This window comes from Solihabitans fulvus, from assembly GCF_008386585.1.
Classification (GTDB): domain Bacteria; phylum Actinomycetota; class Actinomycetes; order Mycobacteriales; family Pseudonocardiaceae; genus Solihabitans; species Solihabitans fulvus.
The window spans coordinates 1-25,005 of record NZ_VUOB01000050.1; the positions used below are offsets into that span (position 1 = coordinate 1).

26 protein-coding genes are annotated in these 25,005 nt (G+C 71.7%); 9 read left to right on the plus strand and 17 right to left on the minus strand.

Features of this window, described 5'->3' with window-relative positions; translation table 11 throughout:
- Positions 1 to 221: 221 nt before the first annotated feature.
- A complete protein-coding gene (locus F0L68_RS26015; protein ID WP_149852437.1) occupies positions 222 to 1,397 on the minus strand; it encodes an ROK family transcriptional regulator in 1,176 nt (391 codons plus the stop codon).
- 104 nt (positions 1,398 to 1,501) lie between these two features.
- On the opposite strand from F0L68_RS26015, the gene F0L68_RS26020 reads away from it, so the two are divergent.
- Positions 1,502 to 2,692 (plus strand): MFS transporter, encoded by a 1,191-nt coding sequence (locus F0L68_RS26020; protein WP_149852438.1) that lies wholly within the window; start codon positions 1,502 to 1,504, stop codon positions 2,690 to 2,692.
- Positions 2,693 to 2,751: 59 nt separating this feature from the next.
- On the opposite strand, the gene F0L68_RS26025 is transcribed toward F0L68_RS26020, so the two are convergent.
- Both F0L68_RS26025 and F0L68_RS26030 read right to left on the minus strand, forming a co-directional pair.
- Positions 2,752 to 3,390: a hypothetical protein gene (locus F0L68_RS26025; RefSeq protein WP_149852439.1), complete on the minus strand. Its 639-nt coding sequence runs from the start codon at positions 3,388 to 3,390 to the stop codon at positions 2,752 to 2,754.
- A 229-nt stretch (positions 3,391 to 3,619) separates the two neighbouring features.
- On the minus strand, positions 3,620 to 4,249 hold the full coding sequence (locus F0L68_RS26030; protein ID WP_149852440.1) for a TetR/AcrR family transcriptional regulator: 630 nt from the start codon (positions 4,247 to 4,249) through the stop codon (positions 3,620 to 3,622).
- Positions 4,250 to 4,410: 161 nt separating this feature from the next.
- Between F0L68_RS26030 and F0L68_RS26035 the strand changes: the two genes are divergently transcribed.
- Together F0L68_RS26035 and F0L68_RS26040 are read left to right on the plus strand one after the other, a co-directional pair.
- The gene (locus tag F0L68_RS26035) at positions 4,411 to 5,643 is read left to right on the plus strand and encodes a lipase family protein (protein ID WP_149852441.1); all 1,233 of its coding nucleotides are present in this window, start codon (positions 4,411 to 4,413) and stop codon (positions 5,641 to 5,643) included.
- A 10-nt stretch (positions 5,644 to 5,653) separates the two neighbouring features.
- On the plus strand, positions 5,654 to 7,411 hold the full coding sequence (locus tag F0L68_RS26040) for an AMP-dependent synthetase/ligase (protein WP_149852442.1): 1,758 nt from the start codon (positions 5,654 to 5,656) through the stop codon (positions 7,409 to 7,411).
- Positions 7,412 to 7,461: 50 nt separating this feature from the next.
- Here F0L68_RS26040 and F0L68_RS26045 read toward each other — a convergent pair whose 3' ends face one another.
- From F0L68_RS26045 to F0L68_RS26060, 4 genes are read right to left on the minus strand one after another with little or no spacing between them, the layout of a single operon-like run.
- The gene (locus F0L68_RS26045) at positions 7,462 to 7,872 is read right to left on the minus strand and encodes a PIN domain-containing protein (RefSeq protein ID WP_149852443.1); all 411 of its coding nucleotides are present in this window, start codon (positions 7,870 to 7,872) and stop codon (positions 7,462 to 7,464) included.
- A complete protein-coding gene (locus F0L68_RS26050) occupies positions 7,857 to 8,114 on the minus strand; it encodes a type II toxin-antitoxin system Phd/YefM family antitoxin (protein ID WP_149852444.1) in 258 nt (85 codons plus the stop codon). Before F0L68_RS26050 ends, F0L68_RS26045 begins: the two co-directional genes overlap by 16 nt.
- Before the next feature lie 26 nt (positions 8,115 to 8,140).
- Entirely contained in the window at positions 8,141 to 8,731 is a 591-nt protein-coding gene (locus tag F0L68_RS26055) for a CGNR zinc finger domain-containing protein (RefSeq protein ID WP_223199137.1), read from the minus strand.
- 41 nt (positions 8,732 to 8,772) lie between these two features.
- Positions 8,773 to 9,174 carry a nuclear transport factor 2 family protein gene (locus tag F0L68_RS26060; protein ID WP_149852445.1) on the minus strand — a complete coding sequence of 134 codons (402 nt, stop codon included), beginning with the start codon at positions 9,172 to 9,174 and terminating at the stop codon, positions 8,773 to 8,775.
- Between the two features lie 88 nt (positions 9,175 to 9,262).
- Between F0L68_RS26060 and F0L68_RS26065 the strand changes: the two genes are divergently transcribed.
- Entirely contained in the window at positions 9,263 to 9,856 is a 594-nt protein-coding gene (locus tag F0L68_RS26065; RefSeq protein WP_438672321.1) for a TetR/AcrR family transcriptional regulator, read from the plus strand.
- Between the two features lie 16 nt (positions 9,857 to 9,872).
- Here the strand turns inward: F0L68_RS26065 and F0L68_RS26070 are convergent, their stop codons facing one another.
- The 3 genes from F0L68_RS26070 to F0L68_RS26080 all read right to left on the minus strand — a co-directional run bounded on the left by F0L68_RS26070 (position 9,873) and on the right by F0L68_RS26080 (position 13,683).
- Positions 9,873 to 11,882, minus strand: a complete 2,010-nt coding sequence (locus F0L68_RS26070) for a glycosyltransferase family 39 protein (RefSeq protein ID WP_188316834.1) — start codon at positions 11,880 to 11,882, stop codon at positions 9,873 to 9,875.
- A gap of 185 nt (positions 11,883 to 12,067) precedes the next feature.
- Positions 12,068 to 12,847 carry an SDR family NAD(P)-dependent oxidoreductase gene (locus F0L68_RS26075; RefSeq protein ID WP_223199138.1) on the minus strand — a complete coding sequence of 260 codons (780 nt, stop codon included), beginning with the start codon at positions 12,845 to 12,847 and terminating at the stop codon, positions 12,068 to 12,070.
- Positions 12,844 to 13,683: an alpha/beta fold hydrolase gene (locus tag F0L68_RS26080; protein WP_149852447.1), complete on the minus strand. Its 840-nt coding sequence runs from the start codon at positions 13,681 to 13,683 to the stop codon at positions 12,844 to 12,846. Before F0L68_RS26080 ends, F0L68_RS26075 begins: the two co-directional genes overlap by 4 nt.
- Before the next feature lie 102 nt (positions 13,684 to 13,785).
- Here F0L68_RS26080 and F0L68_RS26085 point away from each other — a divergent pair, with 102 nt between their 5' ends.
- The 4 genes from F0L68_RS26085 to F0L68_RS26100 all read left to right on the plus strand — a co-directional run bounded on the left by F0L68_RS26085 (position 13,786) and on the right by F0L68_RS26100 (position 17,685).
- Positions 13,786 to 15,123, plus strand: coding sequence for an aminotransferase-like domain-containing protein (locus F0L68_RS26085; RefSeq protein WP_149852448.1), 1,338 nt, complete (start codon positions 13,786 to 13,788; stop codon positions 15,121 to 15,123).
- Between the two features lie 86 nt (positions 15,124 to 15,209).
- Complete coding sequence (locus tag F0L68_RS26090) at positions 15,210 to 15,803, plus strand: isochorismatase family protein (protein ID WP_149852449.1); 594 nt, start codon at positions 15,210 to 15,212, stop codon at positions 15,801 to 15,803.
- A 7-nt stretch (positions 15,804 to 15,810) separates the two neighbouring features.
- Positions 15,811 to 16,713, plus strand: a complete 903-nt coding sequence (locus tag F0L68_RS26095) for a GlxA family transcriptional regulator (protein ID WP_149852450.1) — start codon at positions 15,811 to 15,813, stop codon at positions 16,711 to 16,713.
- Positions 16,714 to 16,776: 63 nt separating this feature from the next.
- Positions 16,777 to 17,685: a helix-turn-helix domain-containing protein gene (locus F0L68_RS26100; RefSeq protein ID WP_149852451.1), complete on the plus strand. Its 909-nt coding sequence runs from the start codon at positions 16,777 to 16,779 to the stop codon at positions 17,683 to 17,685.
- Between the two features lie 101 nt (positions 17,686 to 17,786).
- Here the strand turns inward: F0L68_RS26100 and F0L68_RS44600 are convergent, their stop codons facing one another.
- From F0L68_RS44600 to F0L68_RS26125, 6 genes are all read right to left on the minus strand, one after another.
- Positions 17,787 to 17,915, minus strand: a complete 129-nt coding sequence (locus tag F0L68_RS44600) for a hypothetical protein (RefSeq protein ID WP_276313902.1) — start codon at positions 17,913 to 17,915, stop codon at positions 17,787 to 17,789.
- The gene (locus tag F0L68_RS26105) at positions 17,916 to 18,227 is read right to left on the minus strand and encodes an Rv1352/Rv1906c domain-containing protein (protein WP_149852452.1); all 312 of its coding nucleotides are present in this window, start codon (positions 18,225 to 18,227) and stop codon (positions 17,916 to 17,918) included.
- Positions 18,228 to 18,719: 492 nt separating this feature from the next.
- Positions 18,720 to 19,964: a S8 family peptidase gene (locus F0L68_RS26110; protein ID WP_149852453.1), complete on the minus strand. Its 1,245-nt coding sequence runs from the start codon at positions 19,962 to 19,964 to the stop codon at positions 18,720 to 18,722.
- Positions 19,964 to 20,974, minus strand: coding sequence for a hypothetical protein (locus F0L68_RS26115; RefSeq protein WP_149852454.1), 1,011 nt, complete (start codon positions 20,972 to 20,974; stop codon positions 19,964 to 19,966). Before F0L68_RS26115 ends, F0L68_RS26110 begins: the two co-directional genes overlap by 1 nt.
- 185 nt (positions 20,975 to 21,159) lie before the next feature.
- Positions 21,160 to 23,190 (minus strand): DNA helicase RecQ, encoded by a 2,031-nt coding sequence (gene recQ, locus F0L68_RS26120; protein WP_223199139.1) that lies wholly within the window; start codon positions 23,188 to 23,190, stop codon positions 21,160 to 21,162.
- Between the two features lie 178 nt (positions 23,191 to 23,368).
- Positions 23,369 to 24,100, minus strand: coding sequence for an SDR family NAD(P)-dependent oxidoreductase (locus F0L68_RS26125; RefSeq protein ID WP_223199140.1), 732 nt, complete (start codon positions 24,098 to 24,100; stop codon positions 23,369 to 23,371).
- A 156-nt stretch (positions 24,101 to 24,256) separates the two neighbouring features.
- Here F0L68_RS26125 and F0L68_RS26130 point away from each other — a divergent pair, with 156 nt between their 5' ends.
- Positions 24,257 to 24,601, plus strand: coding sequence for a VOC family protein (locus F0L68_RS26130; protein WP_149852456.1), 345 nt, complete (start codon positions 24,257 to 24,259; stop codon positions 24,599 to 24,601).
- 63 nt (positions 24,602 to 24,664) lie between these two features.
- Here F0L68_RS26130 and F0L68_RS26135 read toward each other — a convergent pair.
- Positions 24,665 to 25,005 (minus strand): RNA-guided endonuclease InsQ/TnpB family protein (locus F0L68_RS26135; RefSeq protein ID WP_188316835.1); only part of this gene is annotated, 341 nt, incomplete at its 5' end.

Consider the following 25,005-nt stretch of genomic DNA (forward strand, 5'->3'; position numbering starts at 1 on the left):
TGGCGAAAGCCGTGGCCGGGCGGGTGCCCGGCCACGGCCTGAGAGCTCCTAACACGATGACTGTCCGACGGAGTGACGCCCAGGCGGCGCCTCGCGTCGTTGTCGTCGCCCCACATGGCTCCGCCATGAGGGGCTCCTCCGCCTTGCGACGCGCCACCTGGACGCCACTCCCAGTCGAACGCCATCGTGTTAGGAGCTCTTAGCCTTTTCCCCGCGCCCGCTCAGAAAAGCGCGTCGCGGGTGTCGGCGAGCGCGGTCAGCAGCGCGCCGCGCAGCACCGGGTTGCCGTCCACGGTCGTCGCGCGCACCTCCGTCCGCAGCGGGATCGCCGACGCGACGCGATCGGCCACCCGGCCCGCCAGTGCGTCGCCGCCCGCCCGGCCCAGATCTCCAGCCAGCACAACGAATCCGGGGTCGAGCAGCGCGCACAGGCCGAGCACCCCGACCGCCACCCGTGCGGCCAGCGCGTCGAGGAACGCGTCGCCGCCGGACCGCACCGCCGCCGCGACATCGGCGACGCTCGCGACGAGGCCGGCCGGCAGGCCGCATTCCGGCACGCCGTCCTGGTTCTCGGTCCTCGGCACCGGTTGGCCGTGCGCGCGCGCCAGCTCCGCGACCTCCTCGGCGTTGACCGAGTCGTGGAAGGTGCGCGGTTCGCCGTCGGGGCCGGTGACCGGGAAGTAGCCGAACTCGCCCGCCCCACCCGACGCGCCCCTGCGCAGCTCGCCGCCCAGCACGACCGCGCCGCCGACGGCGCGGTCCAGCCACAGCAACGCGAAGTCGTCCCGGCCCCGCGCGACGCCGAGCCGGTGTTCGGCGATGGCGGCGAGGTTCACCTCGTTCTCCAGCACCACCGGCCGGCCGAGCCGTTCCCGCAGCTCGGAGGCAAGGCTGGGCCGCCAGGCTGGCAGGGTCGTCACCAGGTTCACGTCGCCGCTGATCGGGTCGACCAGTCCCGGGGTGCCGATCACCACGGTGTGCAGTGTGTCCGGCGCGATGCCGGCGTGCTCGACGGCGGCGGCGACCGCGTCCGCCATGACCGTGGCCGGCTCGCCCGCGCGGTCCATCGGCAGCGGCAGCGTGGCCACGACGTCGCCGGTGAGGTCGGCGATCGCCATGGTGACGCTGTCGCGCCTGGCGTCGATGCCGGCCACGTGCGCGCGGTCCGCGACGATCCCGTAGAGCCGGGCGTTGGGGCCGCGCCGCCGTTCCCCGGCCTCGCCGACGACGGTGATCAGGCCGGCCGCCGACAGCCGCTCGACGAGGTCGCCGACGCTGGGCTGGGACAGGCCAGTGTGCTCGCGCAGCTGCGCGGCGGTCAGCGGTCCTCGGTCGAGGAGCAGGTCGAGCGCGAGCCGGTCGTTGATCGTCCTGGCAACTCGGGGGGTGGCGGCCATCTGTTCACTTTCCAATAGGGAGGTTACCTATTAGTTTGGGAAGCCTAGGTCGGATCGGCCCGGCGGGCGAACCGTCGCGGCGGTCGGCGGAGGAGGGGAGCCAGGTGGGAGAGCGCGACGCGACCCGGGCGCGGACGGCCATCGCGGCCGTCTTCGCCGTGCACGGGGCCGCATACGGCAGCGTCGCCGCGAGGATCCCGTGGGTGCAGGGGCACGTGCAGGTCGGCGCGGGCGCGCTCGGTCTCGCGCTGCTCGCCCCGGCCGTCGGCGCCATGGCCCTGATGCCCTTCACGGGTTCGATCGTGCACCGCTTCAGCGGCAGGACCATCACCAGGGCGACGCTGGCGCTGTGGTGCATCGCGATCGTGCTGCCGGCGCTCGCGCCGAACCTGCCGGTGCTGTGCGTCGCGTTCCTGGCCTACGGGGCGTCCTCAGGGGTGTCCGACGTCGCGATGAACGCCCAGGGCGTCGTGGTCGAGCAGCGGCTCGGTCGGCCGATCATGTCCGCGCTGCACGGGATGTGGAGCGTCGGCGCGTTGGCGGGCTCCGGCGTCGGCGCCCTCGCCGCGCACGCCACCATCGACGCCAGGGTGCACCTCACGCTGGTCGCGCTGGTGCTGGTCGCCGCCGGATCCGTTGCGTGCCACTGGTTGTTGGACACCCAAGCGGTGCGAGACGACCGGCCGCCGAGGTTCGCCAGGCCGTCCAGGGCGGTGCTCGCCATCGGCGTCATCGGCTTCTGCGCGACCTTCGCCGAGGGGTCGAGCAGCAACTGGTGCGCGGTCTACCTGCGCGACGTCGCCGGAGCGGGGCCGGGCATAGCTGCGGCCGCGTACACCGCGTTCGCCTGCACGATGGCGGTCGGCAGGCTGGCCGGCAACCTCGCGATCGCGCGCCTCGGCGCCGTCCGCACGGTCCGCCTCAGCGGCCTGATCGGCACGGTCGGCGCGGTGCTGGTGGTGTTCGCCAGAACACCGGTGCTCGGCATCGTCGGCTTCGCGCTGCTCGGCATCGGCGTGGCCGTGGTGGTGCCGCTCGCCTTCGTGGCCGCCGCCTCCTCGGGCCCGCACCCCGGCCAGGCCATCGCCGGGGTCGCCACCCTGACCTACGGAGCGGGCCTCGTCGCCCCAGCGGCCATCGGCGGCATCGCCGACGCGACCTCGCTGTCGGTGTCCTTCGCCCTGGTGGCCGTCCTGGTGATCGGCGTGGTGTTCGCCGCGCCGGCACTGCGGCCGAGGACGCCATTCGCCGACACGGCACCGAGTCCTGGCGAACTCGACCGCGTCGGCGGCTGACGCCGCGTGACGAGTCGTCGGCCGGTCAGCGCGGCCGGGACAGCCCGAGCGATGCCACGTCAGTGCACCAGTTGCTCCTGCGCCTTGGCCGCCGCGGTGGTCCAGTCGCTCGCGATGAGTTGCTGGGCAACGGCGAGCGGGAGATACGGCGTGTTCCCGCCGTGCAGCACACGGGCGCACACGAGGTCGTGGAGTGGGTTCTCCGCCTTGGTGTCCTTGGGGTTTGGCACGGTTCCCGGCTCCGGCCACAGGTTGCGCGGATCGTCCGGCGCGCCGCCGAGTTCCAGTGACACCAGGTGGTCGTACTCGCTCTTCTCGTCGTCCGCGAGGTTGTAGGAGCGGGCCGACTCGGCCTTCATCTTGCTGGTCACCGACGTCGCCGGGCGCACGGTCTTCGTCCAGCCGGACTTGCAGATCGTGTCGTTGATGTTGGCCTGCGTCACGTCGGGGTTGATCGCCCCTGGGGTGCAGGTGGGGTCGGGCATCGGCTGGCCGTTCTTGTCACCCACCTTGCAGGCGCCGGGCTTGGGCATCGGGAAGGCCTTGTCCCCGGCGACCAGGCCGCTGTTTCCGGCCGGCTGCTGTGCCTGCGTCTTCGGCTGCGTCGAGGCCGAGGTCGTGGAATGGCCGGCCGAACAGCCGACGGCCGTTGCGGCGAACAGCAGTGCCCCGAGCGGCAGGGCGGCGCGTAACCTCACGAAGATCTCCTCACGTGTCTGTGCGGACATGATCGACGATTGCTCCGCGTGCGCACAGTCCGAACGCACGTCGTGAGCCGTATCACGTCATTTCGCTGCGGTGCAACGAGAATCGCCCAGGTTGCCCACGGGCGCGTACGGACGCCGCGCGGCGATCTCGGGCGCGCGCCTGGCTGAGCGAGGACGGACCGAGCGGTGACGGGCCGAGCGAGGACGGGCCGGGTGGGGATCAGGCCACGGTGATCGCGGCGACCGCGATGCGGCGGACCTCGGCGATGATGTCGGCGACGGGGCCGGGCTCGGGCTGGGCCTGCCAGTCGCGCAACAGCTCGGTGGTCGCGCCGACCAGCGCGATCGCCGTCAGGTGGTAGTCCCGCGCCGGCGCGAGGCCCCGGTCGGCCGCGCCGCCGACCTCGTCCTCGATCAGCCGCGTCCACCTCGCCACCCACTCGCGGTGCTGCTGCTCCATCGCGGGACTGGTGCCGACGGCCTCGACGTAGTTCAGCCTCGGCTGCCGGGGGTCGGCGGTGATGCTGCGCAGGAACGCGGCGAGCAGCGTGTCGATCCGGACGAGCAGGTCGTTGTCCGGCACGGCGTGCAGCGCGGCGGTCGCCTCGGCCAGCGCGGCCGCGTTGCTCAGCTCGTGCAGCGCGAGCAGCACGGCCTCCTTGTTGGCGAACTCCTCGTAGAAGTTCCTGGTCGACACCCCGGCCCGCGCGCACAGCTGCTCGATGCGGGTCGAGTTGTAGCCGCGGTCGGTGAACAGGTCCAGGGCGGCGTCGAGCAGCCGCTGGCGCCGTTCGGCCCGCCGTTGGGCGGCCGGCACGCCGCGGTAGGTGCCTGTCGCGGGTTCGACCATCCGGCTACCTCGCGTCCGTCCTGCGCTGCGCTGTGAAGGTGGCCAGCCTATGCGAGCGGCGCAACCGACTTTGGTCACGGTGATTGTCAGATTGGCTACAGCGCTGTAGCGTTTCGAAAATCTAGGTTACCAGTGTGTTGCAGATCTCACTGGAGGTCGTCATGCTGTCATCCCTGCGCCGCCGAGCCGCCTGCCTGCTCGTCCTCGCCTCCCTCGCCGCCGCCTTCGGGCTCGCTGGCCCCGCATCCGCCGCCGACCTGGGCTTCTCCGTGCCAACACCCTCGTCGGATCCCTTCTACACGCCGCCGAGTCCGCTGCCGGCCGGCAAGGCCGGCGACGTGCTCCGGTCCCGCCAGGTCGACGTCTACGCCGAGCCGCTGCGCATCGTGCCGGTGCCGGTCCGCGCCTGGCAGGTGCTCTACCGCTCCACCTCGGCGACCGGCCAGCCCATCGCGGTGTCCGGCACCCTGCTCGTGCCGCCGACTCCGTGGACCACCGGCGCGCGGCCGCTGGTCAGCTACGCCGTCGGCACGCACGGCCTCGGCGACTCCTGCGCGCCGTCCTACAAACTGCGCACCGGCACCGAGAACGAGGAGGCGCTGATCGCGCAGGCCCTGCTCAAGGGCTGGGCCGTGGTGATCACCGACTACGCGGGCCTCGGCACGCCGGGCGGCCACACCTACGCGGTCGGCCAGGCCGAGGGGCCCGCGATGCTCGACGCCATCCGCGCCGCGCAGCAGCTGCCGGGCACCGGCCTCGCCGCCGGGGGACCGGCCGCCGTCTGGGGCTACTCGCAGGGCGGCCAGGCCGCCGCGTTCGCCGGCGAGCTCCAGCCGACCTACGCCCCGGACGTGCACCTGGTCGGGATCGCCGCGGGCGGTGTCCCCGCCGACCTGGAGAAGCTGGCCAGGGCCAACGACGGAGCGCCGTGGTTCGGCCTGGTGCTCGGCGCGGCTGTCGGGCTTTCCACGGCGTACCAGGACGTTCCGTTCGACGGCATCCTCAACGACGCTGGCCGAGCCGCGGTCGCGCAGGTGCGCACCGCGTGCGTGGTCGAGCTGGCCACCGCGTTCGCGTTCCACCACCTCGGCGACTACCTCACCGTGCCCGACCCGCTCGCCGACCCGCACTGGCAGGCCAGGCTGGCGGAGAACCACGCGGGCCGACACGCGCCGACCGCCCCGGTGCTGGTCTACCACGGCATCAACGACGAGATCATCCCGCTGTCGGTCGGCGAGCAGTTGCGCGCGGACTACTGCGGCCTCGGCGCGACCGTGGACTGGACGGCCTTCCCGCTGTCCGAGCACATCACCGGCGACATCGTCGGCGCGCCGTTCGCGTTGTCCTGGCTGGCCGACCGCTTCGCGGCCAGGCCGACCGCGGGCTCCTGCTGAGGGGATCGCGATGCTCGACTCCGAGACGTTGGCGACCTTCGCCGAGGCCGCCGCGCGGCGGCACGGCGAGGCGATCGCGGTCCGCACCTCGCGGCCGGGCCGGTGGCCGAGGCTGAGCTACGCCGAGCTGGCCGAGGTCGTCCGGCGGGTGGCTGGCGGGTTGCTGGCGCTCGGGGTCGAGCAGGGGGAGCGGGTGGCGATCCTCGCGGAGACCCGTCCGGAGTGGACGGTCGTCGACCTCGCGGTGGCGGCCGTCGGCGCGGTGTCCGTTCCGGTGTATCCGACGAACTCGCCGGAGGAATGTCGTTGGGTGCTCACCGATTCCGGCGCCGGCGTGCTGGTCTGCGAGGATGCGGCGCAGGCCGCCAAGGTCGCGCCGCTGCGGCCCGGCCTGCCGCGATTACGGCACGTGCTGACCATGACCTCGGCCGGCCTCGGCGGGCTGCTCGACCGGGCGGGGACGGTGCCGGCGGCCGAGCTGGACCGGCGCGCGGCCGGGGTGCGCCCCGCCGACCTGGCCACGATCATCTACACCTCGGGCACCACAGGAGATCCCAAGGGCTGCCTGATCACGCACGCGAACTGGGCCGCGTCCCTGCGCGCCCTCGACGCGGTCGTCCCGGTGACGGCGGGGGCCACGGTGTACCTCTACCTGCCGCTGGCGCACATGCTCGCGCGGGTCGTGCAGCTGGACACGCTGCGCCGGGGCGCGGTGCTGCACCTGTTCGGGGGCGACATCCGTTCGGTGGTGCCGGAACTGGCGCAGGTGCGGCCGCAGTTCCTGCCCTCGGTGCCGAGGCTGTTCGAGAAGGTGCACGCCAGGGTGCTCACGGTCCTGGAGCAGGCGTCGGCGGCCGACCGAGCCGAGTTCCGCGCGGCGCTCGCGCTGGGGCGCGCGGTGCGGTCCGCGCTCGATCGAGGTGAGACCGTTGCGCCGCAACGGATGCGGGAGTTCGCCGAGGTCGACGGGAAGTGGTTGCAGCTGGTGCGGGCGGCGTTCGGCGGACGGCTGGAGCAGGCGCTCACCGGGGCGGCCCCGATCGCGCCCGAGGTGCTGGAGTTCTTTCACGCCTGCGGGGTGCCGGTGAACGAGGGGTACGGCATGACCGAGACGACGGCGGTGCTGACCCTCAACCGGGCCGGCGCGCGTCGGTTCGGCACCGTCGGGCGGCCGGTCGACGGCGTGCGGATCAGGATCGCGCCGGACGGCGAGGTGTTGGCCAAGGGGGACAACATCTTCGGCGGCTACCACCGGAACGCGGCGGCCACGGCGGAGGCCCTGGCGGACGGCTGGCTGCGCACCGGCGACCTCGGCGAGGTGGACGGGGACGGCTACCTGCGGATCACCGGGCGGAAGAAGGACCTCATCATCACCGCGGCCGGCAAGAACCTCAGCCCGGCCAACATCGAGAACGACCTGCGCCAGTGCCGCTGGATCGCCAACGCCGTGCTGCACGGCGACCGCCGCCCGTACCCGGTCGCGCTGATCACCCTCGACGCGGAGGAAATCGTTGGCTGGGCAAGGGAACGCGGCCTGCCGGCGGACGTCGAGGAGCTGGCAGCGCACCCGGTCGTGCGCAGGCTCATCCAGGACGAGACGGACCGCGTGAACGCGCGTTACGCGCGGCCGGAACGGATCCGCCGGTTCGCGTTGCTCGGCAACGACTTCACCGTGGCGAGCGGCGAGCTCACCCCGTCGCTCAAGGTTCGGCGCGCGGTGGTCGACGCGAGGTACCGCGACGTGCTCGACGCCCTGTACGCGGACTAGACAGTGGGTTGGGCGGTGTGGCCCGACGAAATCGACCTCAGCGCGACGCGTCAGGGCGTCACGAGACGAGCGGCGACGTTGGGAAGTTCACCAAAGCGTGCGCGGGCATCGGTGGTAACGAGGATTCGGTCGGTGGCCAGTGCGGTCGCCGCGATGATCAGATCGTGCGCGCCCCGGGGCCGGCCGCTGCGGTGCACATGGCCGAGCAGCATGGCGTGCTGCTCGGCGACAACCTCCGTGTAGTCCTCCACGGGGGTCACCTGAAGCAACTCGTGGAGGAAGGCCGCACGACTCGCGCGTTTTGCCGGCGTGTCGGCGAGGGCGACGCCGGTCGCGTACTCGGCGATCGTGATCGCGGCGATCACGACGTCGTCCTCCTCGGCGAGCACGGCATCCATGCGCAGGCGACCGCGTTCTACCTCGATCAGGATCGCCGAGTCGAGGATCAGGCGCTGGCCCATGGATCCCCGTCCAGCTCGACGGCGGACCGAGCCGCGGCGACGTCCTTGGCGAAGTCCTCGTCGAGTTCGCCGGCCCAGTGTCGGCTGAACGCGAGCAGGGCGGCCCCGTTCGCCGACGGTGCAGGCGAGATCACCGCGACCCTCCGGCCGCCACGTGTGACGACGATGGTCTCGCCGTGCTCAGCCTCGTCGAGCACGGCGGAGAACCGACGCGACGCGTCAGAGGCGGTGATGATGCGCATGGATTCAGACTATCTGAATCCGTTGTTCAGGGCGACTCGGGTGACTCCGCCTTCTGGCGTTGGTAGTGGCGGGCGACGCGGACCCGGTTGCCGCACAGCGTCGGCGAGCACCAGCGGCGCTTGGGGTGCGCCGGCAGGAACAGCATGCGGCAGCCGGGGCCCTCGCACCGGCGGATCTTGCGCGCGGCCGGGCTGGCGAGCAGCACGGCGGTGGCCTCGGCGAGTTCCGCGGCGATCCGCGTGCCGTAGTCGCCGTCGCGGCGGATCGCGGCGGCGACGTGCTCGCCGTCCCAGTCCAGCTCCCGGTAGGCCGGCGCGGCGCGCTGCGCCTCGGTGAGGGCGCGCAGCACGCCTTCGGCCGGCCGGGTGCCCTGTCTCGCGTGCTCGACGGCCGCCTCGACATGCGCGCGGACGGCCCGCACCGTGTCGCGATCGGCCTCGGTCGGGTGCTCGTCCGGTTGGCTGAGCCTGCCGTCCTGGGCGGCCAGCCAGGCGTGGAACGTCGGCAGCGCGTCGAGCGTGTCGACCTCGGTGTCCGGACCGTTCGCCCGCGTGTTGACCAGGTCGAGCGGCAGCAGCTCGCCGACCGGCTGGATCCCGACCAGGCCCACAGTCACATCGCTAATGCTACATCGTGTGACTCACCTGTTAGCAGATGTCACTTCGTCACAGCGGCGGCGAATACCCCGTGGTTGTGATAATCCCGCGAGGACACGATCTTTCCGTCGCGGATGTGCATCACCAGGATGTTGGCGGTGTCCAGCTCGCGGCCGGTCTTCGTCCCGACCACGTGGTAGTCGTACTCGACCACGAACACCTCGGGGTCGGCCGTCTGGTGGATCACGATGTTGCTGGCGGTCAGCTTCAGGGGCATCCCGGCGGACTCGGTGAAGCGCTTCCGCAGCGCGGCGCCCTCCGTGCGGGTCGGCTCCGGGACGGCGAAGGGGTGCGTGACCACGGCGTCGTCGGCGTACAGCTCGCCGAGCGTGTGCCACTGCTGGTCGACGATGCCGTTGATCAGCCGGTGGATGACGTCGTGAGCCACGGTGGGTTCGGTCATGGCAACTCCTTGGACGTAGAATCGGAGTGATCACTCCGTTAAGAACATACGGACTGATCACTCCGTTTGTCTAGGGTCCGGAGACACGATGACCGAACGCAGGGACGCGACGACCGAAGGCAAGGACGCGATGGCCGAACGCAGGCCACTGCGCGCCGACGCCCAGCGCAACCGCGCGCGCCTGCTGGAGGTGGCCGAGCGCGTCTTCGCGGCGAAGGGCACCTCCGCCTCGACCGAGGAGATCGCCAGGGAGGCCGGCGTCGGCGTCGGCACCGTGTTCCGGCACTTTCCCACCAAGGAGGCGCTGCTGGAGGCGGTGTTCGTCTGCCGGTTACGGCGGCTCGCCGACGAGGCGGACGCCCTGACCAGCAGCACCGACCCCGGCACCGCGTTCTTCACGTTCTTCACCGGCGTGGTCGAGCAGTCAGCGACAAAGAACGCCCTGGCCGAGGCCGGCATCGACGTGCAGCGCGTCAGCTCCGAGGTCCGCGCACACGTGGTCCGCGCGCTCGGCTCGCTGCTGGCCGGCGCGCAGGAGGCCGGGGCGGTGCGCGACGACATCGGCGTGCCCGAACTGCTGGCCCTGCTGATCGGCGCGTCGAGGACCGCCGAGTACGCGAGCGAGGACCGTGCGGTCCAGGCCCGCGCACTCGCGATCGTCCTCGACGGGTTGCGCCGCTAGGACTTCTCCCGCGCCGCTACGCCCTTCCCGCGCAGTCGTACAGCTTTTGCTGCTGCTGCTGGCTTCGCGAACTCGTCGGGGCGGATTCCCTGCCACCGTAGGACGACGGCGGCACCAGAGCGCAGTGCGTCGTCGCCCAGTCCAGGTTCCGCGCCGCCTCGGTGTCGCTCGAACCGCCTCGGCCGAAACCGCCGAAGCCGCCGGTCAGCACGTAGCGCAGCTGCCCACTCCTGATCAGGTCCGCGAACTGGGCCTGGTTCGGAAACGGTGTCTGGCCGGTGAATCCGCCCATCGGCAGCATGCTCACGCCCGCGCCGATGATGTACCGCGACGCGCTGTTGGACCCGGACACCGCCGCGAGGTACTTCGCCCCGCCGCTGCCGGTGCGCAGGAAGTCAAGCAGGGCAACGTCCTGCGCGGTCAGCGCGCCGTCCTCCTGGCGGGGGCGGCCCTGCCCGGCGAACTGCTGCTGCCGGCCGGGGGTTGGTCCGGCGGCCGGGCCGGTGTTGTTGCCGCTCTGGCCGGGCAGGTCGGTGGACAGTGCCCACGCGCCCGGTGTGACGAGCACGGCCAGGATGCCGGTCAGCACGCCGAGCACCGCGAGCCTGGACCCGTTGCGGCCCGTCGAATTGGCGAACAGCAACGCGCCCAACGCGACCAAAGTCAGCACGACCGCCACCGGCACCACCCACGGCAGGAAGGTGGGGAACCGCAGTGTCAGCGAGACCGACCACGCGACCGTGGCCAGGATGGACGCCGGCAACACCCAGGCGCGCGGGCCGTGTTCGCGGTAGGCGCGCCAGAACATCACCAGCCCGCCACCGCTCAGCGCCGCGACGGCGGGGCCGAGCACCACCACGTAGTAGCTGTGGTTGACCTGGCCGACGCTGAACGCCACGGCGTGCACCAGCAACCACAGGCCCCACATCAGGAATCCCGCGCGGAGCAGGTCCGTGCGCGGTCGGCCGCGCCGCCACAGCACCCCGAACACCATGGCCAGCAACGCCAACGGGAACAGCCAGCCGACCTGCGGGGCCATCCGGTCGGAGAACATCGTGGCCCACTTCGAGGTGGACTGATCCCCGAAGCCGCCGTAGCCGGACGGCCCGTCCGGCGCGCCCGCGCGGTCCGTGCCGCCCTGACCGCGTCGCGCCGACGGCTGGTCCTGCTGTCCCGGCTGACCCTGCGGGCCGCCGCGGTGCATGCCGAACGAGCCGAGCGCGCTCGTCGCGTCGCCCGTGCTGTCGAACCGGCTCAGCGCGTTGTAGCCGGCGATCATGCCGACCGGGTTGTTGTCGGTGGTCGCGTCGATGTAGGGGCGGTCGGCCGTCGGCGTGACGAGCACGATCGCGGCCCACAGGCTCGACATCACGACGGTGACCCCGCCGGCCGCAGCGAGGTGGCCCAGCCGCCGCCGCAGCGGGCCCGGCGCGGCGATCAGGTAGACGACCGCGAAGGCCGGCAGCACCGCCCACGCCTGGAGCATCTTCACCTGGACGGCCAGCCCGACCCAGACGCCGGCCAGCAGCAGGGTGCGCAGCCTGCCGGTGCCAACGGCGCTCTGCCACGTGCTCGCCGCCAGCACCAGCAGCAGCGTCAACAGGGTGTCGACGATCTCCGAGCGGGCCAGCGCCGCCGCGATCGGCGTCAGCGCCATCGCCAGCGCGGCGATCAACCCTGCCGACGGGCCGGACCAGCGGCGAACCACCTTGTACAGCACCAGAACCGTCAGCACGGCCTCGATGATCTGCGGCAGCGCGAGCGTCCAGTCGTGGTAGCCGAACGCGCGCGCGGACAACGCCTGCAACCAGAACGCGCCGGGTGTCTTGTCGATGGTGATCGACGCGGCCGGGTCGAAACCGCCGAACAGGAACGCCTTCCAGCTGATCGACATGCTGCGCACGGCCGCTGCGTAGTAGTTGTGCATCGGGCTGGTTCTGATCCCCCAGCCGTACAGCACGGCGGCCAGCGCCGCGATCAGCAGCAGCGCCGGCCGCGCCCACCGAGGCTGGTCCCGCGGGGACAACCACGGTCTCTGCCAGTTGGCGCGCCGTGCGGCGGGTTGTGCTGCGGGGAGAGTCTGGTCCTGGACATGCGCCTGCATAACGACCAAGCCTGGCGGAAAGCCGCACCGTCACGGGCGAATCGATAAAGAAATCCGGCTGGGAGTTTACTGGGAAGGCGCGACGAATCGTCCTAATCGGACATTCGTCAGTCGGTGTCGCGGTGCACCCGCAGCGGCGCGAAGCTCTGCGCGACCGGGGTCAGCTCGATGATGTTGATGTTGACGTGCGCGGGCTGCGCCGCTGCCCAGTGCACCGACTCGGCGACGTCGTCCGCGGTCAGCGGCTGCACCCCCGAGTAGACGGCGTCGGCCTTGTCCTGGTCGCCCTGGAACCGCACCACGGAGAACTCGGTGCCGCCCGCGAGGCCCGGCTCGACGCAGGTGACGCGCACGCCAGTGCCGTGCAGGTCGGCGCGCAGGTTCAGGCTGAACTGGCGCACGAACGCCTTGGTCGCGCCGTAGACGTTGCCGCCGGGGTAGGGGTAGTTGGCGGCGATCGAGCCGAGGTTGATCACGTGACCCCTGCCGCGCGCCACCATGCCGGGCAGCAGCGCGCGGGCGCAGTACACGAGCCCCTTGCAGTTCGTGTCGACCATCTGATCCCAGTCGTCCAGGTCGGCCTGCTGGGCCGGCGAGAGGCCCTTGGCCAGGCCCGCGTTGTTGACCAGGACGTCGACGTCGGCGAACTCGGCAGGCAGGCCGTCGACCGCGGCGGCGACCGCGGCCCTGTCCCGCACGTCGAGTTGGAGCGGCAGGACGGTCGGGCCGAACTCCTCGGCGAGCGCGGCCAGCTTGTCGATCCGCCGCGCCGCCGCGACGACGCGCGCGCCATCGGCCGCGAAGCGGCGCGCGATCGCGGCGCCGAAACCGGTGCTCGCGCCGGTCACGAACGCGGTCTTCTGGTGCCCTGTCACGTTGGTGCTCACCTTTCGTTCCTGCCTGACTCGGTTCCGACGGACTCGAGCAGGCCGGCGAGCGCGTCGTTGAACTCGGCCGGCCGCTCCAGGTTGGGCATGTGCCCGACCCCGTCGACGATCGTCAGCGTGGCACCGGGAACGCGTTCGTGCATGAACTTCGCGTCACTGACCGGGGTGAACTCGTCCTCGCTGCCGACCACCACCAGGGTCGGCACGGCGACCGTGGGCAGCAGGTCCGTGTAGTCGGGGCGTTCCGCGCGGCCGCGCAGCGCGGCGGCTGCGCCCTCGGGCGACGTGGTCAACATCATGCCGAGCACGTGCTCGGCGACGTCGGGTCGGGCCGCGATGGTGCGCGGCGCGACCATCTTGTCCAGCACCTCGTTGGCGTAGGGCGCAATGCCGTCGCGGACGATCTGGTCGGCCCGGTCGGTGCGCGTCTTCCTGCCCTCTGCGGTGTCCGCCTTGGCGAAGGTGTCCGCGAGCAGCAGGCCGCGCACCCGCTGCGGGAACAGCCGGTGGAACTCCAGGACGATCTGGCCGCCCATGGACAGCCCGCCGATGACGACCGCGTCGATGCCGAGGTGGTCCAGCAGCCCGGCGAGGTCGCGGGCGAAGACGTCGAGCGTGGTCTTGCCCGGCACGACCGTGCTCTCGCCGTAGCCGCGCAGGTCCGGCGCGATCACCCGCTGCCCGGCCGAGGCGAACCGCTCGACCTGGGGACGCCACATCGTCCGGTTGAACGGGTGGCCGTGCACCAGCAGCAGCGGTGGATCGGTTGCACCGGCCTCGGCGCCGCCGAGATCGTCGTAGGCAATGGTGATTCCGTTGACGAAAGCCCTGCTCATCGTGTGTCCTCCCGCTGTATCGCCTTGACGGGTCAACGCTATCGAGTGCACTATCCGAGTGCAATAAAAACAATGCTCTCGGTGCAATTGGGGAAATGCCGCATGGAGGACTACCACCTGATCGCCGACGCGCTCGCCGCCGACATCGCGGCCGGCCGGCTGCGGCCGGGGGACCGGCTCGCCCCGCAGCGCCAGTTCGCCAAACGGCGCGGCATCGCGAGCTCCACGGCCGCGCGGGTCTACGGCGAGCTGATCCGCCGGGGGCTGGCCGTCGGCGAGGTCGGCAGGGGCACCTTCGTGCGGGCCGCCAAGCCGCCGCCGGAGCCCGCGCTCGCCGAGCCCGGCGGCGCGCGGATCGACCTCGAACTGAACTTCGCCGTGCTGCCCGACCAGCCGGAGTTGCTCGCGCGGAGCCTGGCCCGCATGCTGCGCTCCGACACGCTCGCCGCCTCGCTGCGCCCCTCGGTCGCGGTCGGCACCCCGGCGGCCCGCGAGGCGAGCGCCGCGCTCCTGGCCAGGGCGGGCTGGATGCCGGAGCCGAGCCGGATCGTGTTCACCGGCAACGGCCGTCAGGCGATCGCCGCCGCCATCGCCGCGCTGGTCCCGGTCGGCGAGCGGCTCGGCGTCGAGGAGCTGACCTACCCTGTGGTGAAGGCGATCGCGAGCCGCCTCGGCGTCACCCTCGTCCCGCTCCCGATGGACGCCGACGGCCTGACGCCGGACGGGCTGCGCGCCGCGCACCGGGCCGCGCCGCTGCGCGCGGTCTACCTCCAGCCCACGCTGCACAATCCGTTGGGCACCACCATGTCCGCCGCGCGCCGCGCCGAACTCGCCGAGACCCTGCGGGAACTGGACCTGCCCGCGATCGAGGACACCATCTACTCGTTCCTGCGCGCCGAGGCGCCGCTCGCCGCGCTCGCGCCGGAGCGGACCGTGCTGGTGGACAGCCTGTCCAAGCGCCTGGCGCCCGGCCTGACACTGGGTTTCGCCGTCACCCCGCCCGCGCTCACCGGCCGCGTCGCCACGGCGATCCGGTCGGGGACCTGGACGGCGGGCCGGTTCGCGCTGGACGCGGCGACCGGCTGGCTCCAGGACGGGACGGCGGCCGCCGTCGAGTCGGCCAAGCGCCGGGACGCGGCGGCCCGCCAGGAGATCGCGCGCGAACGCCTCGCCGGGTTCGCCGTCCGCGCCGACCCCGCCGCCTACCACCTGTGGTGGGAGCTGCCGGAGCCGTGGCGGGCCGAGACCTTCCTCGCCGCAGCGGCGCGGCACGGCATCGCCCTCACCCCGGCCGCCTCGTTCGCGGTCGGGTCGGGCCGCGCGCCCAACGCCGTGCGGCTCGCCCTGAGCGCCCCGCCGCCGGACGCGCTGGCCTCGGCGCTGGACGTGCTCGCCGGCCTCGCCAGGGGACTGCCCGAGGACGCGGAGCCGGACGGCTGACTCGCCGCGCCAGCTGACCGGATCCGTCCGCATCGGGACGCGATGATGTCTTCCGGTCGGCGCGGGCGCCCGGCGAGACTGGGGACATGCGCAGAGCACTTCTCGTCGTCGACGCCCAGGAGTCCTTCCGTCAGCGACCCAACTGGGCGGTCGTGTCCCAACCGAGGATCGCCGAGCAGATCGGCGTCCTCGTCGACGCCGCGCGGGCGGCCGGCGACCTTGTCGTGTGGGTGCTGCACACCGAGCCCGGCACCGGCACCGTGTTCGACCCGGCGCTCGGACACGTGCGGCTGCTGGACGGGTTGGCGCGGCACGCCGACGAGCCGCTGCTCACCAAGACCGTGCACAACCCGTTCACCGGCACCAACCTCCAGCACCTGCTGACCGTCGACGGCGTCCGCGAGCTGACCGTCTGCGGCATCCGGACCGAGCAGTGCTGCGAGACGACCACCAGGGTCGGCTCGGACCTCGGCTACGACATGACCTTCGTGACCGACGCGACCGCGACCCACCCGATCCCGCACCGGGACCGGGGGTTGCGCGAGGACCACACCGTCGAGGAGCTGTTCGCCGACCCGAGGACGCTGCGCGTCGAGGAGATCATCGAGCGCACCGAGTACGCGCTCGCCGGGCGGTTCGCCACCATCGCAACGGTCGCCGAGGTGACCGCCGTACGCTGACCAGATCGTGACCACCATCGTCTTCCTCCTCGTGCCGGGCCTACACCTGCTCGACCTCGCAGGCCCGGCCCAGGTGTTCTCCAGCGCAGCCGACCTCGGCCACGACTACCGGCTGCGCTACGTCGCCGACCGGCCCCAGGTGCCCTCCGCGCAGGGCGTGCCGGTGCTGGCGGAGGTCGCCTGGCCCGAGCTCACCCCGGACGACCTCGTCCTGGTGCCCGGCTGGCGCTCGCCCGCGCTGGCCGGCACCGGTCGGCTCGACCCGGCGAGCGTGCGGCGGCTGCGCGAGCACCACGACTCCGGCGGCACGGTCGCCAGCGTGTGCTCCGGCGCGTATGCCCTCGGCCAGGCCGGCCTGCTCGACGGCAGGCGGTGCACCACGCACCACGAGCTCCAGGAGGAGCTGGCCGTCCGGTATCCGGCGGCGACCGTGGTGCGGGACGTGCTGTTCGTGCTGGACGGCCGGGTGATCACCTCGGCCGGCATCGCCAGCGGCATCGACCTCGCGCTGCACCTGGTGGCCATGCGGCACGGTCCCGGCGTCGCCGCGCGGATCGCCCGCGAGATGGTGGTCTACGCGCGGCGCAACGGCGACGAGCCGCAGTCGAGCGCGATGCTGCGGCACCGCGCGCACCTCAGCGACACCGTGCACCGGATCCAGGACGAGATCGACACGCGCCTGGCCGACCGGCTGCCGCTGGCCGAGCTGGCCAGGTCGGCCGGGTGCAGCGAGCGGACCGTGACGCGGCTGTTCGGGCAGGCCACGGGCCTGACTCCGCTGCGCTACCAACACCTGCTGCGGGTGGAGCGCGCCGAGCACCTGATCGGGCAGGGCGCGACCGTGGAGTCGGCGGCCCGCGCCGTCGGCTTCGAGGACGCCAGGATGCTGCGCAGGCTGCGCGCGCGTTAAATCGGTTCGAGCCGCCGGAAATCGGTTTGAGTCTCCAGTCGGTGGAAGGTTGAGGGTGGTCCCGTGACCGATCACAGGGAGCTGTTCAGCATCGGACAGCTCGCCCGCCGCACCGGCCTGCCGGTGCGCACCATCCGCTTCTGGTCCGACGCCGGCCTGGTGCCGCCGTCTGGCCGATCGGGTGGCGGGTACCGGCTCTACGACGTCACGGCGGTCGCCCGGCTCGACCTGGTGCGCACGCTGCGCGAACTGGGTCTGGACCTGGCCACCGTCGACCGCGTGCTGCACGGGCAGGCGACGCTCGCCGAGCTCGCCGCGGACCACGTTCGGGCGCTGGACGCGGAGATCCGCGTGCTTCGCCTGCGGCGCGCGGTGTTGCGGTCGGTCGCGGACCGGGGCAGCACCACCGAGGAGATGAGAATCATGCACAAGATGGCCCAACTGTCCGCCGAGGAGCGGCAGGCCGTGATCGACGACTTCGTGGACGGCATCTTCGAGGGCATCGACGCCGACGCGCCGGGCGCGGGCATCGCGCGGGGCATGCGGCAGCTGCCGGCCGAACTGCCGGACGACCCGACACCGGAGCAGGTCGACGCGTGGATCGAGCTGGCCGAACTGGTGGCGGACAAGGACTTCCAGGCCCGCAGCCGCCAGATGGCGGTGGTCGGCGCGCAGGCGGCCGGGCAGCCGGAGCCCTACGATCCGACGGCGGTCTTCGAGCACGCCGGCGGCGCGGTCGCGGCCGGCGTCGCGCCGGAGTCGGTGCGGGGCAAGGAGATCCTGGACCTGATGGTGGACCCGGCACTGCCGGCCGACGAACGCGTCGCCCTCGCGGACCGCCTCGACACCTTCACCGACCGGCGGGTCGAGCGGTACTGGGAGCTGATGGGCGTGCTCAACGGTCGGCCGCCGTTCCCGCCAAGGGTGCCGGCCTTCGAGTGGTTGATCGCCGCGCTGCGCGCGCACGAATAACGCCGGGTTCGTGCCGTCCGTCGGCCGGGAGGCGAACGCCTGGGAAGCTCAACGCTCGACACTCCCAACTGTTGCGGGCAGGCCCTGCGCTGTTGGATTTGTCAGGCGTTGAGCTTCCCGATCTGCCGGCGGACGTGCCGGTAGCGGTGTTGCGCGCCGATGGTGGCGATATCAGCGGCCAGCTCATCGGGCAGTGGGACTCGCCGGTCCGAGGTTGCTGGCACCTCCAACTATCCGACCTTTGTCCAGGTTGAGCAGCCCGACGTTTCGAACGCTTTGTCGGTCGCCGCGACGGTCACCGTCGTCGGTCCCTGCGGATTTCCGTTGGCGGTGATCGCGTCAATGTTTCCTGACGTGTCCTTCAGCCGCGCCCAATAGCAGAACGGCACGCGCGAGTCGGCTGGGCCCTTCGTCCGGTAGGTGCCGGCGGCGATGTCGACTCCCACCACATATGTTCCCGGCGCGATTTCGGTGGCGGGCCCCGCCGCAGTGGTTGGCGCCGGGGGTGCGGTGGTGACGACGTGCGGCTCGGTCGTGGGCACGGTGGTCGCCGGCGGGCGGCAGCAGCGGCGGCGTGAGAGGCGGCGGAAGCGGGCGCGGCGGCGGTCGGCGCAGGCGTGTTCCCCTTGTTGGTGATCCCGATGACGATGAGGAGAAGCACCACTGCTCCGACGATCCACGGCCACTTCTTCCGCTTTCGTGCCGTGGTCGCCGGTTGTGGCACGGCCTGCGGGTATGGGTAGGACGGTTGCTCGGGTGGCTGAGGAAGGGGCTGCGAGGGTTGGCTCATGTTTCCCTCCGGGTATTGAGTGGTGCTTGTGGGATCGTATTTCATTCCTTACTTGTTAGCGTGCACGGTGAAATTGGATAAACGGCCTGTCGCGGAGCATGAAATATCGACATTTGAGGAGAAAAAGGGCCTGTTAAAGTCACAAAAAGGGTTCAGGTGGCCGTGTTGCGTATTGCCTTCTTGCCGATTGCTCGCCGCTGAGCGCCCAGAGCAGCAACTCCGGGTGTCACGGGAACCCCGGGTGTCACGCGCGGGTCTGGCGAGCCCTGCGACGACGGGCCAGCACCGCCAGCACGGCGAACGCCAGCACGCCGATCGCCGCCACGACGATGCCGACCAGGCCGTCGCCGCTGGTGAACGTGTTCGGCGCGGCCCGCACCGCGAAGCCGCCGGGGAGTTCGCTCTTGTCGGCTGCCGGCTTGATCGTCGGCGTCGACGCGGCGATCTTCTCCTTGGCCAGGAACGGATCGACCGCGTCGTACACCGGGTTCGGCGCGTCGGCCGGCACGGACGCGTTGACCGCGTTGCCGATGTTGATGGTGCCGTAGCCGACCGAGGGGTCGCGGGTCGAGTGCGCGCCGTCCAGCGTGGCCAACAACCGCGCCACCACCTGCCGCGAGGTGAGCTGCGGGTACTTCGACCACAGCACCGCGAGGCCGCCCGAGGTCAGCGCCGTCGCCTGGCTGGTGCCGTCGCCGTAGTACAGCTGCCCGGCGATCCTGCCGACCGTGGGGATGTTCACTCCCGGCGCGGTGACGGTCAGGTACGGGTGCCGCGAGGACCACGGCGCGACGGCGCCGGCCTGGTCGATCGCGCCGACGGAGATGACGCCGAGGCACACGCCGGGCTCGGTGACCGGGCTGCCCTTGTCGCCGCCGTTGCCGCTCGCCGCCACCACGATCGCGCCCTTGCCGATCGCGTAGTCGATGGCGGCCTGTTCCGTGCTGGTGCAGCTCTTCTTGGTGATGTTCGGATCGCGGTCCGAGCCGAGCGACATCGAGATGATCTTGGCGTCGTGGTCGGCCGACCAGCGGATCGCCTTCTCCAGGTAGTCGCCGAACCGGGAGCTCACGGCGTACGTCGTGCCGACCAGCGGCACCGCGACCGGCAGCACCCGCGCCTCGGGGGCGATGCCGAGGATGCTGTACGGCCCGGACGCGTGGCTGACCATGATCGAGGCCATCGCCGTACCGTGGCCGGACTCGTCGATGTCCCGGTCGGTGCGCCCGTCGCCGTCGGAGGCCCCGAAGTCCGCGCCGGAGCCGATGTTCCCGGACAGCTCGGGCAGGTCGGCGTTGATCCCGGTGTCGATCTCGGCGATCACGATCCCCTGGCCGCGCGCGCCCCCGTCCCACAACCCCTGCACGTTCCAGGCGTCGAACCACCACTCGGGATGGCCGGGCAGACCGGGCGCCGCGATCGCCGGGGTCGCGGCCACCCCCGTCACCACGAGGGCCGCGAGCGCTGCCGCTACCAGTCGTACGCGCATCACGCCTCGTCCCAAACGATCTCGGCAGGATTGGTGGCATAGCAGTGGGCGTGCAGCGAGATCGACTTCGCGTCCTTCGAGGTCGCGATGTTGTTGAAGTCGAGGTCGCTGTACTTGGCGTCGACCGGCACCGAGCCGCTGATCTTGACCCGTCCGTCTGGCGAGTCGACGGTCAGCTGCACGGAGTCCGCGATGGGCCTGGTCGTCTTCCCGCGAAGGGAACCCGGCACCGCCGTCGTCGTGTCCGAGGCCGGCACCGGGCAGGCCGCCTGCACCGTCGACGTGCCGCCAAGGCAGGCGGCGAACGCGCGGTCGAGCGCGGGCGCGATCGCCGCGCGGCCGTCCTTGCTGACCTCGGCGGCCACCAGGACGGACTTGGACTCCTTGAACGTGACCGCGCGCGCCGGGGACCTGAGCTGGACGTTCGGGGTGTCGAAGGACACCGGCAGCGCGCCGGGGAACACGCCGTAGTCGCCGACCGGCACGACCGCGCCGACCATCGTGCCCCGCTTGCTTCCGTTGCCGGCAGCCAAGTTCACCGGAACCGCGCTGCTGCGCAGCCGCCAGCCGTGCCCGTCCCTGACCACCGGCACCGTGTCGTGCACGGCGGTGTCGCCGGACGCGAAGTGCAGCGTGTAGTCGACGTCGACCTTCGCCGTGTCCCCGTCGGGCTTCGTGTCGTGCACCTGCACGCCGTCGGGCGTGGCCAGCGAGCGCTGCGCGGCCAACGCGGCCGAGGTCAGCAACTTGGTCTGGCCGGGCGGAACATCGCCGTAGCCCAACGCGGCCGGCGCGTCGCCCCTGCCGAGCGCGGCGAAGTAGTCCTGCACCACGGTGGTCGGATCGCCCTGCGCGTCATAGGCGACGGTCGCGATGGCGAGACCCTGCTCCAGTTCCACGAGCGCCAGCAGCCCGATCAGCCAACCGAACCTGTGTCGGCGCGGCACGACGGCCGGCGCGTGCACCGGGACGAAGCCGTCGGCGCGGCCGAATCGAAAGGCCCTGAACACACTTCTCCCCGCTTTGGACAAGACCGCAAACCCCCACCACCAAAGGACCTCGGCGCACCAGCCCGGCCCGGTCGAGCCTCACGGCCCCGAGCTCGGCATCCGATGCGGAGGCAGGAATTGAAGCAGCAGCGGACAATCCCGCGCGCCCGCTTGACCAAACAATCCTCGGTGACCTCGGCCACACCCTATCGCGACGCCAGCGCGTCGAGAATCTGTTGGCCGTACTTCGCGAGCTTGTTCTCGCCGACGCCGCTGATCGTGCCGAGCGCGTCCAAGCTCGCCGGGGCCTCGCTGGCGATCTGCCGCAGCGTCGCGTCGTGGAAGATCACGTACGCCGGCACGCCCTGCTCCTTGGCGGTGGCGGCGCGCCAGGTCCGCAGGTGCTCGAACACCGGAACGGCTTCGGTCGGCAGGTCGACCACCGCGGCGGCGGCGCGGGACCTGGTGGCCCTGGCCGGCTTCGCGGCCTTCTCCGGCTCGCGCCGCAACAGCACCTCGCGCTGCCGGCCGAGTACCTCGGCGCTGGCGTCGGTGAGCACCAGCGTGCCGTAGTCGCCCTCGACCGCGAGCAGGCCCTGCGCCAGCAGTTGGCGCACCACCCCGCGCCATTCGGCCTCACGCAGGTCCTCGCCGATGCCGAACACCGTCAGCGAGTCGTGGTCGTGCTGGATGACCTTGGCCGTCTTCCTGCCGAGCAGGATGTCGATCACCTGGCCAGCGCCGAACTTCTGCCGCCGCTCGCGCTGCAACCGCAACACCGTGGACAGCAGCTTCTGCGCCGGCACGGTGCCGTCCCAGGACTCCGGCGGCGTCAGACAGGTGTCGCAGTTGCCGCACGCTGTGCTGTCCTGGTCGAAGTAGGCGAGCAGCCGGACGCGGCGGCACTCGATCGTCTCGCACAGCGCCAACATCGCGTCCAGGTGCGTGCCGAGCCTGCGGCGGTGCGCGTCGTCGCCCTCGGACGTGTCGATCATCTTGCGCTGCTGCACGACGTCCTGGAGGCCGTAGGCGAGCCAGGCGGTCGACGGCAGCCCGTCCCGGCCGGCGCGGCCGGTCTCCTGGTAGTAGCCCTCGACGGACTTCGGCAGGTCGAGGTGCACGACGAAGCGCACGTCCGGCTTGTCGATGCCCATACCGAACGCGATGGTGGCGACCATGATCAGGCCGTCCTCGCGCAGGAAACGCGACTGGTTCTTCGCGCGGATCCGCGCGTCCAGCCCCGCGTGATAGGGCAGCGCCGGAATTCCGTTGGCCACCAGGAACTCCGCGGTCTTCTCCACCGAGGCGCGGGACAGGCAGTAGACGATGCCGGCGTCGCCAGCGTGCTCGGCGCGCAACAGGTCGAGCAGCTGCCGCTTCGGCTCGGCCTTCGAGACGATCCGGTACTGGATGTTCGGTCGGTCGAAGCTAGCCACGAAGTGCTTGGCGTCGGCCAGGTTCAGCCGCTCGGCGATCTCCGCGTGCGTCGCCTTCGTTGCCGTCGCGGTCAGCGCGATGCGCGGCACGGTGGGCCAGCGCTCGTGCAGCGCGGACAGCGCGAGGTAGTCGGGCCGGAAGTCGTGGCCCCACTGGGCGACGCAGTGCGCCTCGTCGATGGCGAACAGCGAGATCGTGCCTCGGTCCAGCAGGCGCAGCGTCGCGTCGACGCGCAGCCGTTCCGGCGCGAGGTAGAGCAGGTCGAGTTCGCCCGCGAGGAACTCCGCCTCGACCATCCGGCGCTCGTCGAAGTCCTGCGTCGAGTTGAGGAAGCCGGCCCGCACCCCGAGCGCGCGCAGCGCGTCGACCTGGTCCTGCATCAGCGCGATGAGCGGCGAGATGACGACGCCGACGCCCTTCCGCACCAGCGCGGGAATCTGGTAGCACAGCGACTTCCCGCCGCCGGTCGGCATCAGCACCAGCGCGTCGCCGCCGCCGACCACGTGCTCGATGATCTCCTGCTGCCCGCCCCGGAACGCGTCGTAGCCGAAGACGCGCCGCAACACCTCCAGCGGGTCGACGCCGGTCAGATCAGCGCCCGTCGGGCCGCCGCCGACCGCACCGACGTCGGCGGGCCCGAACATGCCTGGGTCGAAGTCGGCAGGTGGCTCGAACTCGTCCGGCTCGAACTCGGGCGGCGGTTCGAAGTCGGGATCGAAGTCCGCGAGGCCGAAAGCCGTCGAATCGAGGCCGGCCGCGTCGGGGTCGGTTCCGGTCGGGTCGGTTCCGGGGGAGGCCACCCGAGGAGTCTACGAGGAGGTCGCGTTGTGTGACCGGGCGAGTGCCCCCATCCGCCGGACGATCTCGGTCAGGGCCTCGCCCCGGTTCGTCCCGCCCGCGGTACACCGGATCGGCACCAGGTCGGCCGGCACTCCGCGCATCCTGCTCGAATCCCTCGGCGACACCTGACCGGGATCGCTATATCCCGCCGGCCACCCGCATGATCGTCCCCGTCGCGTAGGAGGCGTCGGCGGACAGCAGCCAGGAGACGGCCCCGGCGATCTCCTCCGGCCGGCCCGGCCTGCCCATCGGGATGGTGTTGGCGAGCTTCGCCGGCCGCTGCGGATCCGCATGGAACTCGGTCTCGATGATGCCCGGCGCGACGCAGTTGACCCGGATGCCGTCGGCCGCGACCTCCTTGGCCAGCCCGATCGTCATCGTGTCGACGGCCGCCTTCGTCGCGGCGTAGTGCACGTACTGGCCGGGGCTGCCGAGGGTGGCCGCCGCCGAGGAGATGTTGACGATGGCCCCGCCGCCGGTCCTGGTCAGGTCGCGGATGGCCCGGCGCGCGCAGATCAGGTATCCGGTCACGTTGACGTCGATGGCGCGGCGGATGCCGGCCACGTCGGCGTCGGCGAGCCTGCCGTTGTACCCGCTGACCCCGGCGTTGTTCACCAGGCCCGTGACGGGACCCAGCTCGGCGGCCCGGTCGAAGAGCCGGTCGACGGCGTCCTCGTCGGTGGTGTCGACCGCGACGGTGACGCAGCGGCGGCCGGCGGCCAGGACGCTCGCGGCGACCTCCGCCGCGGCGTCCGAGTCCGACCGGTAGCCGACGACGACGTCGTGGCCGTCGGCCGCGAGCCGGGCGCAGACCGCGGCGCCGATGCCGCGACTCCCGCCGGTCACGACCGTGACGAGCTGCTGACTCACGGTGGCACTCCCCAGGCTTCGGTTGGCGGCGGGACCGGCCGCGAGGCGCGCTCGCCCCGGCCGGATCCGCCCGTCGGTCACATTCTCTCGCCGCGATCCGTCAGAACAGTGACGGACCGAATCCGTCGACATGATCGACACTACGAGGAGCAGACCATGACCGAAGGCGTTTCGGCGATCATCTACCCCGTCAAGGACCTGGCCACGGCCAAGGTCCTGTTCGGCGAGCTGCTCGGCGTGCAGCCCCACACCGACGAGTCCTACTACGTCGGCTACAAGGTCGGCGCCCTCGACGTCGGCCTCGACCCGCACGGCCACGGCAAGGGGATGACGGGGCCGGTCGGTTACTGGCAGGTCGAGGACATCAACGCCAGCGTCAAGGCGCTGGTCGAGGCCGGCGGGACGGTGGGGCAGGAGCCCAAGGACGTCGGCGGCGGCAAGCTGATCGGCACCGTCACGGACACCGACGGCAACACCATCGGGCTCATCCAGCAGCCCTGAGGGCGTCGCGCCGTGATTGCCTTTGGCATCCTCCCCGACCTGAGGGTCGGGGTTCCCACGCGGCTACGCCACGTCTGGGATGGTTCCTGCTTCCTCACCCATGGCCTCCCCGGAGGAAGGACTGACACGGGCTCCACAGGCGTTTCGCCTCTCCGCCTGCCCGGCGGCGAGGATGTTCTTGGCGGCGTTGTGGTCCCGGTCGTGCCTCGCCCCGCACCCGGGACACCTCCACGACCTGACCTTCAATGGCATGGCGTCCATGACGTGCCCACACATCGAGCAGGTCTTCGAGCTGGGCAGCCACCGGGACACCGCGTGCACGGTGCGGCCGTAGCGCTCGGCTTTCTCCTGAAGCAGCCGCACGAACTGCGCCCATCCCGCGTCGGAGATGGCACGCGCCAGCC

What these genes read in the sequence shown, in the direction of transcription:
- F0L68_RS26015 (WP_149852437.1), bottom strand. Translation starts at nt 1,397, where the DNA reads ATGGCCGCCACCCCCCGAGTTGCCAGGACGATCAACGACCGGCTCGCG.
- F0L68_RS26030 (WP_149852440.1), bottom strand. Translation starts at nt 4,249, where the DNA reads ATGGTCGAACCCGCGACAGGCACCTACCGCGGCGTGCCGGCCGCCCAA.
- F0L68_RS26035 (WP_149852441.1), top strand. Translation starts at nt 4,411, where the DNA reads ATGCTGTCATCCCTGCGCCGCCGAGCCGCCTGCCTGCTCGTCCTCGCC.
- F0L68_RS26040 (WP_149852442.1), top strand. Translation starts at nt 5,654, where the DNA reads ATGCTCGACTCCGAGACGTTGGCGACCTTCGCCGAGGCCGCCGCGCGG.
- F0L68_RS26045 (WP_149852443.1), bottom strand. Translation starts at nt 7,872, where the DNA reads ATGGGCCAGCGCCTGATCCTCGACTCGGCGATCCTGATCGAGGTAGAA.
- F0L68_RS26050 (WP_149852444.1), bottom strand. Translation starts at nt 8,114, where the DNA reads ATGCGCATCATCACCGCCTCTGACGCGTCGCGTCGGTTCTCCGCCGTG.
- F0L68_RS26060 (WP_149852445.1), bottom strand. Translation starts at nt 9,174, where the DNA reads ATGACCGAACCCACCGTGGCTCACGACGTCATCCACCGGCTGATCAAC.
- F0L68_RS26065 (WP_438672321.1), top strand. Translation starts at nt 9,263, where the DNA reads ATGACCGAACGCAGGGACGCGACGACCGAAGGCAAGGACGCGATGGCC.
- F0L68_RS26080 (WP_149852447.1), bottom strand. Translation starts at nt 13,683, where the DNA reads ATGAGCAGGGCTTTCGTCAACGGAATCACCATTGCCTACGACGATCTC.
- F0L68_RS26085 (WP_149852448.1), top strand. Translation starts at nt 13,786, where the DNA reads ATGGAGGACTACCACCTGATCGCCGACGCGCTCGCCGCCGACATCGCG.
- F0L68_RS26090 (WP_149852449.1), top strand. Translation starts at nt 15,210, where the DNA reads ATGCGCAGAGCACTTCTCGTCGTCGACGCCCAGGAGTCCTTCCGTCAG.
- F0L68_RS26110 (WP_149852453.1), bottom strand. Translation starts at nt 19,964, where the DNA reads ATGCGCGTACGACTGGTAGCGGCAGCGCTCGCGGCCCTCGTGGTGACG.
- F0L68_RS26130 (WP_149852456.1), top strand. Translation starts at nt 24,257, where the DNA reads ATGACCGAAGGCGTTTCGGCGATCATCTACCCCGTCAAGGACCTGGCC.